This window comes from Asanoa sp. NPDC049573, assembly GCF_040676615.1.
Taxonomy (GTDB): Bacteria; Actinomycetota; Actinomycetes; order Mycobacteriales; family Micromonosporaceae; genus Asanoa.
In genome coordinates, this window is record NZ_JBFAPI010000014.1 from 35,438 (window position 1) to 50,290 (window position 14,853).

Below are 14,853 nucleotides of genomic sequence, written 5' to 3' on the forward strand. Positions count from 1 at the left end.
AAGTTCGTGATCAGCGCGAATCGGAGTTGGCGACCGTGACGGTGACTCCGGCAGCGGAGATGGCCGCCAGCGCGGCCGGGTCGGCGCCGGCGTCGGTGACGAACTCATCGATGTCTTCCAGCGCACAGATGCGGGCAAGGTGGACGCGGCCGACCTTGGAGCCGTCTGCGACGACGATGACGCGCTGCGCCTGGCGGATCATCGTGGCGTTCGTGTTCGCCTCGATGTCGTCGTGCGTCGTCAGGCCGGCACGTGCGGAGATCCCGTCCACCCCCACGATCGCCACCTCGATGTTGAGCCCGCCGAGGGTGCGGTCGGCGATCGGACCGACCAGTTCGTAGGACTGCGTACGTGAGACGCCACCGGTCATGACGAGCTTCAGCCGAGGACGTAGCGCCAATTCGGCCGCGATGTTGAGCGCGTTGGTGACGACCGCCAGATCGAAGCGGTCGGCGAGCAGGCGCGCCACCGCGTGGGTGGTGGTGCCGCCGGTCAGTCCCACCGTGAGCGGCCCGTGCGGCAGCCGGGAGACGGCCGTGCGCGCGATCGCCAGCTTCTCTTCCCGGTGCTGACCGACGCGGTAGCGGACCGGCAGCTCGTAACTGACCTCGGCCGCGATGGCACCGCCGTGCGTACGGTTCAGGAGCTTCTGGTCCTCCAGCGTCTGCAGGTCGCGGCGGATGGTGGCGACCGAGACGGCGAACTCCTTCGCCAGCGCCCGAGCATCGACGGAGCCGTCGCTCGAGATGCGGTCCAGGATCGTCGACACCCGGTCGGCGCGACGCAACGTGCTACGAGCCATGCGAGCTCCCTGGCAGTCATGAACACAAACGCGCAATTAAGCTAGTTCATTTACGCGCGTTTGAGCAAGAAAGCCTTGCCAGGCCGCTCGTGCAGGCAGAAAATCCGCAGATGGCTATATCACCTTCCTCGGCGCACCTCCTGACCGGCTGAGAGGAAAAACGTCATGAAAAGACGGATCAGGTACGTCCTCCCGTGCGTGGTGGCTTCGGCGCTGTTGTTGACCATGAGCGCAGCGCCCGCGCTGGCCGCGAAGCCTTGCGTGGAGGATCCGACAGTCGCCCTGAAGGCGGAGATCAACGAGCTCTATGCGAGTGGACCCGGCTTGGTGGGCCGCACCCACAAGATGCAGGCGTTCATCATGGAGCTCGCACTGCACGCGAAGACGCGAAACCCCAACTTCAAGATCATTCCCCAGGATGCGGCCGCTCTGGCCTTCGTTGACGGCGACGTGAACAAGGGAGTGCTGCCGGATCTCATCTCTCTCGTCGATGGCTGGGGAAAGGAGGGGCTGCTCCTCAGCGGGAACGGAGTGACTCCGACCTCGGAGCAGGCGGCATACATCGCGCTGGTCCAGCAGGGCCTGATGGTCACCGAGACCTCGACCGTCAACTCTGTCGCCCAGCTCCAGGACTACTACCGCCGAGCCGAAAACTGGGGCATCATCCCGTACCCGCGCATCGGCGGGACACTGGCTCAGCAGCTGTTCCCGGGCAAGCGCTGGGCGCCGAACGGTGACTACTTCTGGGTCGAGGACCCGGGAACGATCGGTCTCGGCGGCAGGATTGACGGCACCAGGAACGTGCGCGACCTGACCGACGCCCGGAATTATCTCTACAACATCAACGGCCGGCCTTTCGACGCCTGGAGTACGTGGGACGACGAAGAGGCCGCCGCTCTCGCGGCGGGCGAGCCCGACCGGACGAGGATCACCGACTCCTACGGAAACGGTCTGCTGGTTCCGTCCCCAGGTGGCCGCTACCGGCCGGCGGGAGACGCCGCTGTTGTGCAGAGCGCGATAGCTCAGTACGGCGACGAGTGGGACTGGTGGTGGCGGGCCGCGGGTCTCGACGAGAACGCCGGCCGGGAGACATGGCTCAACGCGCTGCGAAACTCCGACTACGACGTGATCTACATCGACTCCTTCTACAACCACCGGGCGCTGCCCGGGAACCAGACGCCGCTGACGCGCGCCGAGATCGAAAGCCTCAAGCACAAGCCGAACGGCGGCAGGCGGCAGGTCATCGCGTACCTGAGCGTCGGCTCGGCGGAGCAGAACCGTTGGTACTGCCAGGACGACTGGGTCTGGATCGATCCCACCAACCCGAACACCGAACGCAGCATGAAGTCCGGCAAGATCGTCAGTGGCGTCTACTCGCCGCCCGAGAACGCCCCGGCGTGGCTGGCCCTGGGCTATGGCGGCAACTACGCCGAAGAGGCCGTGGTGCAGTGGTGGAACCCCGAGTGGCGCGACATCATCATCAACGGCGGCAGCCCGTACGCGAACATCGCCACCGGTGACAACACGTCCTCCATCGACCGGATCATCAGCCAGGGGTTCGACGGCGCGTACCTGGACAACGTCGGCGTCTACAACCGGACGAGCGGCGGCGGCGGGTGGAACGCGTTCGAGGCGTACTGGCTTGCTCACGGCGGCATTCCTGGTGATGATCACCCCTACATTCCCGTGGGCACGGTCACGCCCGGCATCCGGCAGGCTCACCTCGACTTCGCGATCGCCTCGGCGAACGGGAAGGGGTATTCGGTCTACCTCAAGAAGGCCGATGCGCAGGGGCCGTTCACCCTTTACGGCAACGTCAACTACGACGCCAAGGGCGTGCACATCAAGGGACTGACCAACGGCACGCAGTACCTCGCCTACGTGCAACGCAACGCCGGCGGAAAGATTTCGAGAACCGAGACCGTGAGCTTCACGGCCGGTTCCCGCTGACGTGAGCGCCGCCAGAAAGGGATCCACAATGCGAAAGAAAATGACGCGGGCACTCTCTCTCCTGCTGGCTCCGGCGCTGCTGCTGACCATGACCGCGTTTTCTCATGGGGGAGTCCCCTGTGGAGGCTCGTCGGCGCCGCTGGTGCCGCAGGGCCTGAACTACACGGAGAACCCGGTCGACGTACCGAACCCGGACAGAGGGTTCTACAGGGCCAACGACGGGATGGTGGTGCCGGTCACCGGCCAGGGCCCCGGAACCGTCAATGTCGGGAACAGCCCGGTGACCGTCGGGGGCGCCGTCGTCAACACCCGCATCAGCCACATCTACTTCGATCTGAGGAACTACTCGAGCAATACCTTCACGTCGCGGGGCACCAGATATACCGCAAGCTATCGGGCGCCTGCGAATGTGTCGATCCAATCACGGCCCGGTGACTCGCCGCCGTACGCCTACGCGACTCATTTCGACTACTGGCGGGCAAACGTCCTGCCCACGTGGCCGCGCGGCACGTCCCAACCCTTGACAGCGGATGCCCTCGCCTACATCAGGGCCAAGCTTCAGGAAGTCAGGAACGGCAACGGGGTCACCATGGTCCGCTTCAACTACGACGGCCTGGGCTACAGCTGGGTCTCCGTCGAGCATCCGCAGGACGGCTACATGGACCGGTCCGTCGCAGACATCGAACCTGACAAAGCGACCGTGCTCCAGCACATCGCGCAGCTGAAGCCCATCCTGCACGAGTTCGAAGACGTCATCATGGGGGTGGACGGAGGTTTCTTCGGTCCATGGGGCGAAGAGCACTCTACGACCTTCGGTACGAGTCCGCAGGCGTACGCCTGGCTCCTGAACGCGTTGCTGGACGCCGTCCCCGACTCGCGCTCGATCACCGTCCAGGGTGGAGCGTTCCTGTCGTGGTACAACGCGAAATACCACACCCACTACACCTTCGAGAACATCGACCAGATACCGCCGCCGAAGGCGGGTACCCCGGAGGCGCGCTTCGGCTTCTTCAACGACAGCTATGCGTACGGCGAGGACGAAGGGGACAACTATCCCAACGACTGGGGTTCGCTGTCCGAAGGGGCCGGATGGCCGGGTAACCCGCTGGGCGACGCGGACTCGTATGACCGCGGCCGGCTGATGACCTGGATCAGGAAGCAGAACAATTTCTACGGCGGCGAGGCGCAAGGCGATGCGACCCGTTGGAACACCTATCCGTTCGTCGCCTGGGAAGCCTCTTATGCACAGACCGTCTACCTGAATGCGGACTACGAGAGCGACGTTCACGACAGGTGGGGAGACTTCACGTACACGAAAGAGAACGTCATGCAGAAGATGACGAACGCGTACGAGGAGCCGTACCGGACGGAGTACGCGACCTTCGACCCCGTGTACGACGGCAGAACCGGAGCGGAGTACTGGCGCGACAGACTGGGCTACCGGTTGGTGCTGCGCGACGCGAACGCGAGCGGATGGGTCAAGCAGAACGGCACCCTCGAGTTCGACGGAAGCATCCAGAACGTCGGCTTCGGGAACATCGTCAACAAGAAGAACGTGTCGGTCGTCCTGAGGTCCAAGGCGGATGGCAAGTCCTACACGGCGCTGACCAAGCTCGACGCGAGGGACTGGCGGCCCGACCTGGACAGCAGGGCGAGCAACACCGCCGCGTACCGCGATCTGAGCTTCTCGATCGACATGCACAAGTTCGGCAAGGTGCCCGTTGGCGACTACGACATCTACCTGAAGATCAACGATCCCAAAGAGACAACCCCCAACAAGCGCAGCATTCGGTTTGCGAACAACGGCGAGGGCATCTGGAACGCCGACCTCGGCGCGAACCTGCTCGGTTCGACAACGGTCAACGCCGCCAACGACATCCCCGTCACGCGCATCAGATCAGGTAACGGCCAGGTGGACCTTGACTTCGCGATCGCGTCGGCGAACGGGAAGGGGTATTCGGTCTACCTCAAGAGGGCGGATGCGCCAGGGCCGTTCACCCTCTATCGCAACGTCAACTACAACTCGAAGGGCGTGCACATCAAGGGCCTGACCAACGGCACGCAGTACTTCGCCTATGTGCAACGCAACGCCGGCGGAAAGATCTCGAGAACCGAGACTGTCAGCTTTACGCCGGGTCACCGGTGACGTGAGCGCCGCCCTGCGGAGGTCGGCTCGGCCGATGCCGCGGGGGGAACGGCATGGAGGGCGACGAGGTAGTCGAGGTCGGCCGGTCGTTCCGGCCGGCCTTGGCCCTCCCGGGTGACCTCTTGGCCCGCTCTCTGTGATCAACAGAGAGCGGGGCCGGTCAAGTCGGCGTGGCGTGTTGACCCGATGATCGTGACGGGCTCGGTTACGGGACTGCTCGAACGGGCCTCGCTCGCTCTGGACGCCGCGCGGTAATGACGCACATTCCGTAGGGGCCAGATTTTACCGGTGCGACAACGAAGCCAACTTCGCGAAGCAACCCGCTGACCCAGGTGGGAGGAAGGCGGAGTTTGCGATAACTGCTCTTGCCGAGTCGCCAGGTGCCGTCCGCGTCTCTGGTGTGGATGAGGTCGTGGACACGTACCGCGTCGCTCTCGTCCTCGAGGAAGCACGTCATGATGCGTTCGTGATCGGCTCGCACCTGGATGAAGCGGTCGAGTCCGGCCAGCGGGATAGTGAGGTCCCGGAAGGTGAGAACGAAGGTCCCTCCCGGAGTGAGGACGTTGAAAACGTCCTCGACCAGGCGGCCTATGGCAGTGGTGTCTGGAAGATGCGGCAGCGTGTCACCCATGCACACAGCGGTGGCGATCGATTGGGGCTCGACGGCGGCGTCCAAGCCAGCACAGAGATCGGCGTGCACGGGCCGGATCGCGGGGTATGCCGAGGTTCGTGCCGTCAGCTCAGCGACGAGTGTCGGGCTGACATCGATGCTGATGACGGTGGCGTAGCCGAGTTGAGCCAACGCGACCGAGTGGATACCGGATCCGCAGCCGAGGTCGAGGACGATGGCGTTGGGCTCGAACGCAGAGATGTCGAGCGAGTCGAGCAGTTGGCGCTGTTCCGCGACGAGCTCTTCAAAATCCGCACCCAGCATCCAGGTGTAATGCCGCGCCAGCAAGTTCTCGTAGTGTGCCGCTACCTCGGACATGCCTTCCCTTCTCCGTCGAGCGACCGCGAATCAGTAGTACTGCGCCAGGCAGAACTCGTTGCCTTCCGGGTCGGCCATCACGACTACGACGCCCGCGTCGTAGTCGTGCCGGTCACCGGTGAACGATCCGCCGAGGGAAATGACCTCCGCCATGCCCACGGCGATGTCGTCCACCGAGACGTCTAGGTGGATCCGGGTCTTGCCTCGTTTGGGTTCCGGGACGGGCTGGAAGACGACCCGGGGCAGGGTGTCGGTGCGATCGCCGAGGTAGACCCACCCAGGCTCGGAGGGCCCTTCCGCCCGGCCGAGCAGCGTGCTCCAGAACAAGGCCAGCCGTTGTGGGTCGACACAGTCGACGGTGATTCCGCTCCATCGGTTCGCCATAGCCGCATTCTCCTTTCACCGGCTCACGAGTGAGCGCGAATTCTCGCGGCCGCGAGCGTCTCGACCTCGTCAGTGACGAGACTTGTGGGTTCGAAGGCGTGGGCCATCCGCCGGGCCGCCTCGCCGTAGCCCGGTTCGTTCAGCACGTGGTCAATGGCCAAGCGCAGAGCGTCGACACCGGCGTCCGGTTCAATGTGGACGCCTAAGCCGTGCCGGGTGACGCGTGCGGTGACTGCGGGTTGGTCGCGTCCCATCGGCACGCACACCAGCGGTACGCCGGCGCTGACGGCGGCCATCACGGTGCCGTGGCCGGCGTGGGTGACGACGAGACTGGCGTGGGGCAGCACGGACTGATGCGGTAGGAACCGCTCGAGCACCACGTTGGCTGGTGGATCGAGCCCTTCAGCCTCAACCGAGTGCCCAAGGGTCACCAGCGCGCGTACCGGCAACGCGGCGATTGCGGCCAGCAGCCGCTTGAGCAGGTCGAGTTGGCCCTGGTCGGTAGTGCTCAGGCTCACCAGGACCAACGGACCGTCACCGTCGGGCAGCCGCACCGCCGGAGGCTGATGCAGCTGAGGCAGCTGCGGGCCGACGTAGCGGACGTGGTCAGGTGGCTGGACGTCTGGCAACTCGAATGTGCGGCTGGACAGGACCAGCAGCCGGTTCACGTCGAGGATCTGTTCGGTGATCGAGGTGACAGGGTGCAGCCCGAGGCCTTTGCGGGCCTGGTTGAGACCTTCCAGTGCCGCGGACCAGTCGCCGCGGACGTGGTCGGCTTTCGCACGCGGCGCGCCGGCGACGTACACCGTGGGCATGAGGCCCGCGGACGGGACACCGCTCGCTTGGGCGGCGAGCAGCGCGCCGAACACAGTGCAGTCAGCCACGACGAGGTCCGCGCCCTCGCCGAACGCGGGTGCCAGCCGGCGCGCCCAGGCCCCACTCGCGCCGATCATCCGCGGGATCAGGTCTTCGGTCGGCTGGGCGGCGACCTGCGGCGGCCAGGCGAGTTCTTCGAGGTCGAACCCGCGCTCGTGGGCCTGTTCGCGTACCTCGGGTGGGCCATAGAGCGTCACTCGGTGGCCGCGGTCCCTGAGTTTGGCGGCGACAGTCAGCTCGGCGGAAGCGGTGCCGCCGCCATCGCGGATGACCTGCGCCACTTCCAGCGGCCGGACGACCGGCCGCACTTCGTCGGTGGTGTTGGACATGATCCCGAGTCTGCGGCTTAATGTCGACATGAAGTCAAGAGCTGCGTCGTACGCAATCGGCGAGATCGCTCAACGCTTCGGGCTGGCCACTCACGTCCTGCGGCACTGGGAGTCGATGGGGCTCATCGACCCGGCGCGGGTCGGTGGGCAGCGCCGCTACACGGACGACGACGCGTACCGGGTGGCCGCCATTATCCGCGGCAAACAGGCCGGTCTCAGCCTCGAACAGATCCAACAGATGATCACCGCGGCCGACCCCGCACCGAGGACGGCGATCCTTCGCAGCCGAGCGAAAGAACTGGAAGACCGCATTGCCGCCACTCGGGCAGCATTGGACCTGATCAACTCGGTCCTTCGGTGTCGCCACGCCGACTTCACTCAGTGCCCCAGTTTTCGGGAAGCGATCACACGCGAGGGCACGGTGGCGATCGTCGGTTCCAAATGAGCAATGATCAACTGTCGACATCGAGGAGGCAGTGAACGGCGGTGCGGAGTCTTGGGCCGATGGTCGTGTGTGGGCGATGCGGGCGTGCCCGTGCAGGGCGGTAAAGACGAGAGACGCCTAGTCAAGCGGCGGCTGTACTCCTACTGCGGTGGACTCTGATTTTCCGGGCGAAATGGACTCTGGCACCGCCGGCGCCCACGGCGTGCGCGGCATACGCATCCGTACCGCCGTCCTCGTTACTGCGCTTGCGGCGATCTTGGGAGCAAGCGTCGGCGTGCTGGGCGGGGTGGCGTTCTCTCGTGACGGCTACCGCGACGCGTCCCCGGAAGCGGGCTTTGCCCGAGACATGTCTTCGCACCACGCGCAGGCCGTAGAGATGGGGATGCTGACCCAGGCCCGGTCGACCGACCCTGAGGTGCGAACGCTTGGTGGGGACATCGCCCTGACCCAGCATGGGCAGATCGGCATCATGCAGACCTGGTTGCGGGACTGGGAACTCTTGCCCACTGGCGCGCAGCCCCGGATGGCGTGGATGGGTCATGACAGCGGCCACGCATCTGGCTGGTTGATGCCCGGTATGGCCACCAGTGCGGATGTGGACCGGCTCCGCACCGCAACGGGCCGTGACTTCGACGTTCTATGGGCGCAGTTGATGATGCGCCATCACCTCGGCGGCATCGTGATGGCGGAGGCGGCCCTCCGGCTCAGCGACGACGAGCAAGTGCGCTGGCTCGCGAACGCTATGAAGACAGGGCAACAGTCGGAGATCGGCGCGCTCGGGCACGTGCTGGACCGAAACGGAGCGAAGCCAATCTAGGTGCGCCCTACCTCGTCCAAGAGCTGCGCCTGATACGGGCGCTCAGCAGCAGCCCTCGCCCGCGGCGTCCGGGCATGCGGCGGGATCGACGGCGAGGACCAGGCCGAGCAGGTCGCCGAGGGCGTGCGCAAGCCGGTTGTCGGCAAGTTCGTAGCGGGCGCGGCGGCCTTCCGGCACGGTCACGACGAGACCGCAGCCGCGCAGGCAGGCCAGGTGGTTGGACAGGTTCTGCCGGGTGACGCCGAGCAGGTCGGCGAGTTCGGCGGGGTAGCCGGGGCCGTCGCGGAGGGCGAGCAGTAGCCGCGAGCGGGTCGGGTCCGACAGGGCGTGGCCGAAGCGGGCCAGGACCTGCCCGTGGGTCAGGGTCTCCACGTCGGCGATGGTACATCGGTGCCTGTATTGCACATGGGCTTCACATCGAACCCTCAGGCGCGAAGAGGCCGGGAGAGTTAAGCCATCGCTCTATTCTCGCCCGTGGCCGGAAGGGTGTGCCCCCGGGCGCCTGTTTACTCCCCGAGAGACCAGGACCACACGCGACGTCAGGCAAGAACGCCACAGCACGCAGGCGCGCCGCGAACTCCACCGGCCAGGCCGGCGGATCGAAAGGTCAGGCGGCGAAGGCCCGTGCAGGCAAGGCATCGCGCCAGATCCGCGGGACGAGCCGAACCTGAAGGTGACGCTCGCCATCATCGCGGCGGGGGTGGTCAGGAGCTCGGCGTTCAGGGCACTCCGACGTTCTTCATCAACGGCGAGATGTTCACCGAGTCGCCGGTGTACGACGGTCTGGAGGCCGCGATCGACACGGTTCTTGCCGAGTGAGCCAGGTGCTGACGGAGCCCGACACGAGGTCGAGACCGCCGTGCGAGGGCTGAGCGACCGGCTGATCGGCTGGATGCTCACCGTGGGCGGGCTCATCGGCGTGCTTGCGGCCTTCATCCTGACGGTCGAGAAGATCGCGCTGCTGAAGGACGCGTCCTACGTCACGAGCTGCTCGATCAACCCGATCCTGTCCTGCGGTTCGATCATGACGACCGACCAGGCCGAGGTGTTCGGCTTCCCGAACCCGCTGATCGGCCTGGTCGCCTTCCCAGTGGTGGCGGCCACGGGCGTCGCGGTGCTGGCCGGCGCCCGCCTCCCGCGCTGGTGGTGGCTGTCCCTGCAGGCGGGTGCGCTGTTCGGCGTCGGCTTCGTGCACTGGCTGTTCTTCCAGAGCCTCTACCGCATCGGCGCGCTGTGCCCGTACTGCATGGTCGTCTGGTCGTCATGATCGTGCTGTTCACCTACATCACCTTGCGCAACCTGGACCGTGGGGTGCTACCCGCGCCGTGCCGGCTGACCGACTCGCTGCTGCGTGTCCACAGCGCCATTCCCACGGTCTGGCTGCTGGTCCTCGTGGGCCTGATCGGGGAGCGGTTCTGGTTCTACTGGAACACGCTGCTCTGACCGGCGGCGGTGGCGGGCCGCGCGGATGCCGTTGAGGATCACCACGACCTCCGCGGCCTCGTGCACGAGGACGACGCCGGCCAGGCCGAGCACGCCGAACAGGGCGAGTGGGAACAGCACGACGATGATGGCCAGCGCCAGGCCGATGTTGCCGGTCATGATCCGCCGGCTGCGGCGGGCGTGCGCGAGGGCGCGCGGGATGAGCCGCAGGTCGTGGCCGGTGAACGCGACCGAGGCCGACTCGACGGCGGCGGCCGAACCCGTTGCGCCCATGGCGATCCCGACGGTGGCGGCGGCCAGCGCGGGTGCGTCGTTGATGCCGTCGCCGATCATGGCGGTCGGTGCCGAAGCCGCCGACGCCTTGACCCATTGGGCCTTGTCCTGGGGCAGTTGAGCCGCCTGTACGTCGGTGATGCCGACCCGGTCGGCCAACGCCTGCGCGGTGCGGGCGTTGTCACCGGTGAGCATGGCGACCTCCACGCCCAGGTCCCGCAGTTCCCGGACGGCTTCGGCGGCTTCCGGTCGGAGCTCGTCACGGATGCCGATCGCGCCCGCGACCGTTGCGTCGATCTCGACGAGGATGACGCTCATCCCCTGTCGCGCCATGTCGTCGGCTGCGGTTGCCAACGGTCCAGGCGTGATCCACTGTGTGCTGCCGGCGCCCACCACCCGACCGTCGGAGGTGCCACTGACGCCGCGGCCCGCGTGCTCCTCGATGTCCTCGACGACCGCGCGGCCGGTGACCGCGGCGGTGATGGCCGCCGCGAGGGGATGGGTGCTGGTCGACTCCAGCCCGGCCGCGACGGCGAGCACCACGTCCCGGTCGCGGCCAGGCGCTGTCTCGACCTCTACCACCTCGGGGCGGTTGCGGGTGAGCGTGCCGGTCTTGTCGAGGGCGACCCGGCGAATCGTGCCGAGCTGTTCGAACGCGACCCCGGACTTGATCACAACGCCGAGCCGGCTGGCCGCGCCGATCGCCGAGATGACGGTGACCGGCACCGCGATGGCGAGGGCGCATGGCGAAGCAGCGACGAGGACGACGAGGGCGCGCTCGATCCATAGGCCCGGATCGCCGAGCAGCGAACCGACGGCGGCCACCAGGGCCGCTGCCACGAGCACCGCCGGGACGAGCGGGCGCGCGATCCGGTCCGCGAGACGCGCCCGCTCGCCCTTCTGCGCGTGGGCCTCCTCGACCAGCCGGACGATGGTCGTCAGCGAGTTGTCGCGCCCGTCGGCTGTCGCCTCGATCTGCAGGCTGCCGGACCCGTTGACCGATCCCGCGAGTACCGCGTCGCCGGGACCTACCTCCACCGGGATCGATTCCCCGGTCACCGCTGAAGTGTCCACACTGGATCGTCCACGGACCACGATCCCGTCGGTGGCGACTCGTTCGCCGGCCCCGACGACCAGGATGTCGAGCGCTCGGACGTCGGAGGCGGGTAGGACGATTTCGCCCATCAGGCGGGAGACCCGGGCGGTCTCCGGCATCAACGACAGTAGCGCCCGCAACCCGTGCCGTGCGCGGGCCATCGCGCGGTCCTCGAGCGCCTCCGCGATCGAGAACAGGAACGCCAGGGCCGCGGCCTCGCCGACGTGGCCGAGTGCGACCGCGCCGACGGCGGCGATCGTCATCAGCAGGCCGACGCCGACTTTGCCGCGCAACAGCCGACGGATCGCTCCCGGGACGAAGGTGGACGCGCCGGCTACGAGGCCGGCCGCGAATACGACGGTGGCCGCCAGGTCCGGACCGCCGTTCCAATAGATGGTGTAGCCGGCCAGGAGTAGGAGACCGGACGCCGCGGGTACGAGCAATGCCGGATCACGCCACCACGTACGCGCTTCGTCGTGGTCGTGTGCTGTCGTCGCGCCTGGCGCGCAGCAGTCGTCGACCTCGGTGGTTGACTCGTCCGGGTCGCAGCACTCGCGGCTCACCGGTCGCCCCCGTCAACCGCACCAGGCCCGCAGCACAACGGCAGGTCGCACGCCTCGTTCATGCAGGGCGTGCCGTCGTCGACCGCCAGGACGACATTGACCAGGGACTCCAGCGCCCGGGCCAGGTGGGGGTCGGAGATCTCGTACCGCGTCTGCCGGCCCTCCGGAATCGCCACCACGATCCCGCAACCGCGTAGGCAGGCAAGATGGTTGGAGACGTTGCTTCGGGTCAGTTCCAGTTCGCGCGCCAAGACTGCCGGATAGCTCGGCCCGGCCAGCAGGGTCAGCAGAATCCGCGAGCGGGTCGGGTCGGTCATCGCACGGCCGAGACGGGCCATCACGTCGAGGCGCGGCGCACTGGTCAGCATGTACTGACTATACAGAAACTGCTGAACTGTTGTTATGCGGTCAGCCGACCTCGGCCACGTGCAACCAGCTGAAGGGCTCCCAAGGCAGGTTCCGCAGCACCACCGCATAGATCAGGGCCGCCCGATGTAGGCGAGCCTGGCCCAGCGTGGCGCCCGCCAGGCTGGCGGCGGACGCCGCCCGAAGGTCCGCGACATCGTCCACGCGACGAGGGCGTAGAGCGCGACCGGCATCATGACCAGCGCCGCGCGGCGACGCTGGTGTCGAACCGCCGCAGCGCTCCGGCTTGGGGGTGGCGTCCGTACCCGGCCGCGGCCCGTAGCGAGCGCAGGTAGTCGCTGCCTTCGTGCGGGCAGGCGAGCATGATGATCGAGCGGATCCGGTGCAGTCTGCCCGATGTGGACTGACGGCGTCACGGCTGTCTCACGATAGCCGAAGCCTATTTGGCTTTGGGGACTACCGGGCCGCAACCTGCAGCGGCACCTGGCGATGGCGCTGATCGGGCCTGACGACGAACACCGTGCAAGTGAGAGCGCCTCAACGACCTGCCGCACTAGCGCTCCACGGAACCCTGCGCTGATGTCCGAGAGTTCGCCGTATTTCTGGGCCCGTAGGCGCTGGTTAGGGCCTCGTTCATGTTGCTCCAAGATGATCAACGAGCCCGAAGCCAGGCGCGAGAGCAGAGGACTCCACCCCCATGCCAGAAAACAACCAGAGCCCATCCCCACTCACCCGTCGACGACTTCTCGGGAGCGGGGCTGCCGCCGCCCTCGGTGCTGCGTCGTTGGCGCTGCCGCCGAACGTGCAGAAGGCGCTTGCCTCGCCGCCGAAGACCTCCGGTCGTCTCAGCGACATCAAGCACGTCGTGATGTTGATGCAGGAGAACCGCAGCTTCGACCACTACTTCGGCACGATGTCGGGCGTCGACGGCTTCGACGACCCGCGGGCGCTGATCCTGAGCAACGGCCGTTCCGTCTTCCACCAGCCCTGGGATGGTCACCCGGACGGTTACGTGCTGCCGTTCCACCTTGACACCAAGAAGCTCGCCGGCCACGCGCTGCCTTCCACCGACCACGGCTGGGTGGGCCAGCACGAGGCGTGGAACGGCGGCAAGATGGACAACTGGATCCCGGCGCACATCCCGAGCGACGGCCAGAACGCTCCGTTCACCATGGGCTACCTGACCCGTGAGGACATCCCGTTCCACTACGCACTGGCCGAATCCTTCACCGTCCTGGACCACTACCACTGCTCGGTGATCGGCCCGACGGGCCCGAACCGGCACATGTGGATGTCAGGCACGATCGATGTCGACGGTTTGGCCGGCGGCCCCTCGCTGACCACCAGTGGTCCGGCCAACCAGTTCTCCTGGAAGACCTACCCGAAGCGACTCCAAGAAGCCGGCGTGAGCTGGAAGGTCTACCGCCAGCCCGGCGCCCTCACGGGATCGTCCGCAATCAGCAAGTTCACCGACTTCGCCCAGGCCCAGCCCGGCGACGGCTTCTACGAGAACGGCGTGGCGACCCAGCCCCTAGGGCAGTTCGAGTACGACTGCCTGAACGACTCGCTGCCGACGGTCAGCTGGATCCTGCCGCCGTCCGGTTACGACGAGCACCCCTCCACCCCGGGCTCAGCCGCGGCCGGCGCGCAGTTCATCGCGGGCAAGATCGACGCCATCGCGTCGAACCCCGAGGTGTGGGCCAAGACCGTCTTCATCCTGTCCTACGACGAGAACGACGGCCTCTTCGACCACGTCGTGCCGCCGACCCCACCGGCCGGCACGCCGGACGAGTTCGTCTTCAAGACCTCCACCGTCGGTGAGCAGGGCCGGGGATGGCCCAACGGTCTCGGTTACCGCGTGCCGTGCATCATCGTGTCGCCGTGGACCGCGGGCGGTTACGTGTGCTCCGAAGTCTCCGACCACACCTCTCAGTTGCAGTTCCTCGAGCACATCACCGGCGTCAAGGAAACCAACATCAGCGCATGGCGCCGGAAAACCTGTGGTGACCTGACCGCGGCATTCCGGTTCAACAAGCGGGCCGAGGCCCCGACGATGCCGGACACCGTGGGCGAGTACAACTTCACCCAGTACGCGATCAAGAACCTGCCGAAGGTGGACGGGCCACCGGCGAAGCAGCGGATGCCCAGGCAGGAGAAGGGCCACCGGCCGCACGTCGGCTGACACCTACCGAGGGTTGTCGAAGGCTCGGCCGGAAAGCATTCCCGGCCGAGCCTTCCGCGTTCGAGATGACCGATGCCGTGATCGACTCGCACGGCCGGGTAGCTGAGTGAGAACGACTTCGCTGGGCGGCGGCGGGAGAGGAGGTCACGGCTGTGTCCGACAACGGAGCCGTCTTGATGGTGAAGCCGCGGTA

Annotated in this window: 13 protein-coding genes and 2 pseudogenes; 7 read left to right on the forward strand and 8 right to left on the reverse strand. The window is 66.7% G+C overall.

The window, feature by feature from the left end; all coding sequences use genetic code 11:
• Positions 1–10 precede the first annotated feature (10 nt).
• The gene (locus AB0J74_RS27255) at positions 11–769 is read right to left on the reverse strand and encodes a DeoR/GlpR family DNA-binding transcription regulator (protein WP_363452787.1); all 759 of its coding nucleotides are present in this window, start codon (positions 767–769) and stop codon (positions 11–13) included.
• Positions 770–967: 198 nt separating this feature from the next.
• Between AB0J74_RS27255 and AB0J74_RS27260 the strand changes: the two genes are divergently transcribed.
• Together AB0J74_RS27260 and AB0J74_RS27265 are read left to right on the forward strand one after the other, a co-directional pair.
• Complete coding sequence (locus tag AB0J74_RS27260) at positions 968–2,752, forward strand: hypothetical protein (protein ID WP_363452789.1); 1,785 nt, start codon at positions 968–970, stop codon at positions 2,750–2,752.
• A 28-nt stretch (positions 2,753–2,780) separates the two neighbouring features.
• Positions 2,781–4,898: a DUF4832 domain-containing protein gene (locus tag AB0J74_RS27265; RefSeq protein ID WP_363452791.1), complete on the forward strand. Its 2,118-nt coding sequence runs from the start codon at positions 2,781–2,783 to the stop codon at positions 4,896–4,898.
• 205 nt (positions 4,899–5,103) lie between these two features.
• On the opposite strand, the gene AB0J74_RS27270 is transcribed toward AB0J74_RS27265, so the two are convergent.
• Genes AB0J74_RS27270 through AB0J74_RS27280 form a run of 3 tightly spaced genes read right to left on the reverse strand, consistent with a single transcriptional unit; the run spans position 5,104 to position 7,454 of the window.
• Positions 5,104–5,886: a class I SAM-dependent methyltransferase gene (locus tag AB0J74_RS27270; RefSeq protein WP_363452793.1), complete on the reverse strand. Its 783-nt coding sequence runs from the start codon at positions 5,884–5,886 to the stop codon at positions 5,104–5,106.
• A gap of 30 nt (positions 5,887–5,916) precedes the next feature.
• On the reverse strand, positions 5,917–6,270 hold the full coding sequence (locus AB0J74_RS27275) for a VOC family protein (RefSeq protein ID WP_363452795.1): 354 nt from the start codon (positions 6,268–6,270) through the stop codon (positions 5,917–5,919).
• A 23-nt stretch (positions 6,271–6,293) separates the two neighbouring features.
• Positions 6,294–7,454, reverse strand: a complete 1,161-nt coding sequence (locus AB0J74_RS27280) for a glycosyltransferase (protein WP_363452797.1) — start codon at positions 7,452–7,454, stop codon at positions 6,294–6,296.
• Positions 7,455–7,473: 19 nt separating this feature from the next.
• Here AB0J74_RS27280 and AB0J74_RS27285 point away from each other — a divergent pair, with 19 nt between their 5' ends.
• Both AB0J74_RS27285 and AB0J74_RS27290 read left to right on the forward strand, forming a co-directional pair.
• Positions 7,474–7,920 carry a MerR family transcriptional regulator gene (locus AB0J74_RS27285; RefSeq protein WP_363452799.1) on the forward strand — a complete coding sequence of 149 codons (447 nt, stop codon included), beginning with the start codon at positions 7,474–7,476 and terminating at the stop codon, positions 7,918–7,920.
• A gap of 148 nt (positions 7,921–8,068) precedes the next feature.
• Positions 8,069–8,737: a DUF305 domain-containing protein gene (locus AB0J74_RS27290; protein ID WP_363452801.1), complete on the forward strand. Its 669-nt coding sequence runs from the start codon at positions 8,069–8,071 to the stop codon at positions 8,735–8,737.
• A gap of 42 nt (positions 8,738–8,779) precedes the next feature.
• Here the strand turns inward: AB0J74_RS27290 and AB0J74_RS27295 are convergent, their stop codons facing one another.
• Complete coding sequence (locus AB0J74_RS27295; RefSeq protein ID WP_363452803.1) at positions 8,780–9,109, reverse strand: metalloregulator ArsR/SmtB family transcription factor; 330 nt, start codon at positions 9,107–9,109, stop codon at positions 8,780–8,782.
• A 252-nt stretch (positions 9,110–9,361) separates the two neighbouring features.
• Between AB0J74_RS27295 and AB0J74_RS27300 the strand changes: the two genes are divergently transcribed.
• A complete protein-coding gene (locus AB0J74_RS27300; protein ID WP_363452805.1) occupies positions 9,362–9,556 on the forward strand; it encodes a thioredoxin domain-containing protein in 195 nt (64 codons plus the stop codon).
• Between the two features lie 73 nt (positions 9,557–9,629).
• Positions 9,630–10,180 (forward strand): annotated as a pseudogene (locus AB0J74_RS27305) (vitamin K epoxide reductase family protein).
• Between the two features lie 27 nt (positions 10,181–10,207).
• Here AB0J74_RS27305 and AB0J74_RS27310 read toward each other — a convergent pair.
• From AB0J74_RS27310 to AB0J74_RS27320, 3 genes and pseudogenes are all read right to left on the reverse strand, one after another.
• Positions 10,208–11,812 (reverse strand): annotated as a pseudogene (locus AB0J74_RS27310) (cation-translocating P-type ATPase); the annotation flags it as partial.
• 296 nt (positions 11,813–12,108) lie between these two features.
• Entirely contained in the window at positions 12,109–12,480 is a 372-nt protein-coding gene (locus AB0J74_RS27315; protein ID WP_363452807.1) for a metalloregulator ArsR/SmtB family transcription factor, read from the reverse strand.
• A 40-nt stretch (positions 12,481–12,520) separates the two neighbouring features.
• Positions 12,521–12,682, reverse strand: coding sequence for a hypothetical protein (locus tag AB0J74_RS27320; protein WP_363452809.1), 162 nt, complete (start codon positions 12,680–12,682; stop codon positions 12,521–12,523).
• A 580-nt stretch (positions 12,683–13,262) separates the two neighbouring features.
• Here AB0J74_RS27320 and AB0J74_RS27325 point away from each other — a divergent pair.
• Positions 13,263–14,660 (forward strand): alkaline phosphatase family protein, encoded by a 1,398-nt coding sequence (locus AB0J74_RS27325; protein WP_363452811.1) that lies wholly within the window; start codon positions 13,263–13,265, stop codon positions 14,658–14,660.
• Positions 14,661–14,853 lie beyond the last annotated feature (193 nt).

What these genes read in the sequence shown, in the direction of transcription:
- AB0J74_RS27285 (WP_363452799.1), top strand. Translation starts at nt 7,474, where the DNA reads ATGATCCCGAGTCTGCGGCTTAATGTCGACATGAAGTCAAGAGCTGCG.
- AB0J74_RS27315 (WP_363452807.1), bottom strand. Translation starts at nt 12,480, where the DNA reads ATGCTGACCAGTGCGCCGCGCCTCGACGTGATGGCCCGTCTCGGCCGT.
- AB0J74_RS27265 (WP_363452791.1), top strand. Translation starts at nt 2,781, where the DNA reads ATGCGAAAGAAAATGACGCGGGCACTCTCTCTCCTGCTGGCTCCGGCG.
- AB0J74_RS27270 (WP_363452793.1), bottom strand. Translation starts at nt 5,886, where the DNA reads ATGTCCGAGGTAGCGGCACACTACGAGAACTTGCTGGCGCGGCATTAC.
- AB0J74_RS27260 (WP_363452789.1), top strand. Translation starts at nt 968, where the DNA reads ATGAAAAGACGGATCAGGTACGTCCTCCCGTGCGTGGTGGCTTCGGCG.
- AB0J74_RS27275 (WP_363452795.1), bottom strand. Translation starts at nt 6,270, where the DNA reads ATGGCGAACCGATGGAGCGGAATCACCGTCGACTGTGTCGACCCACAA.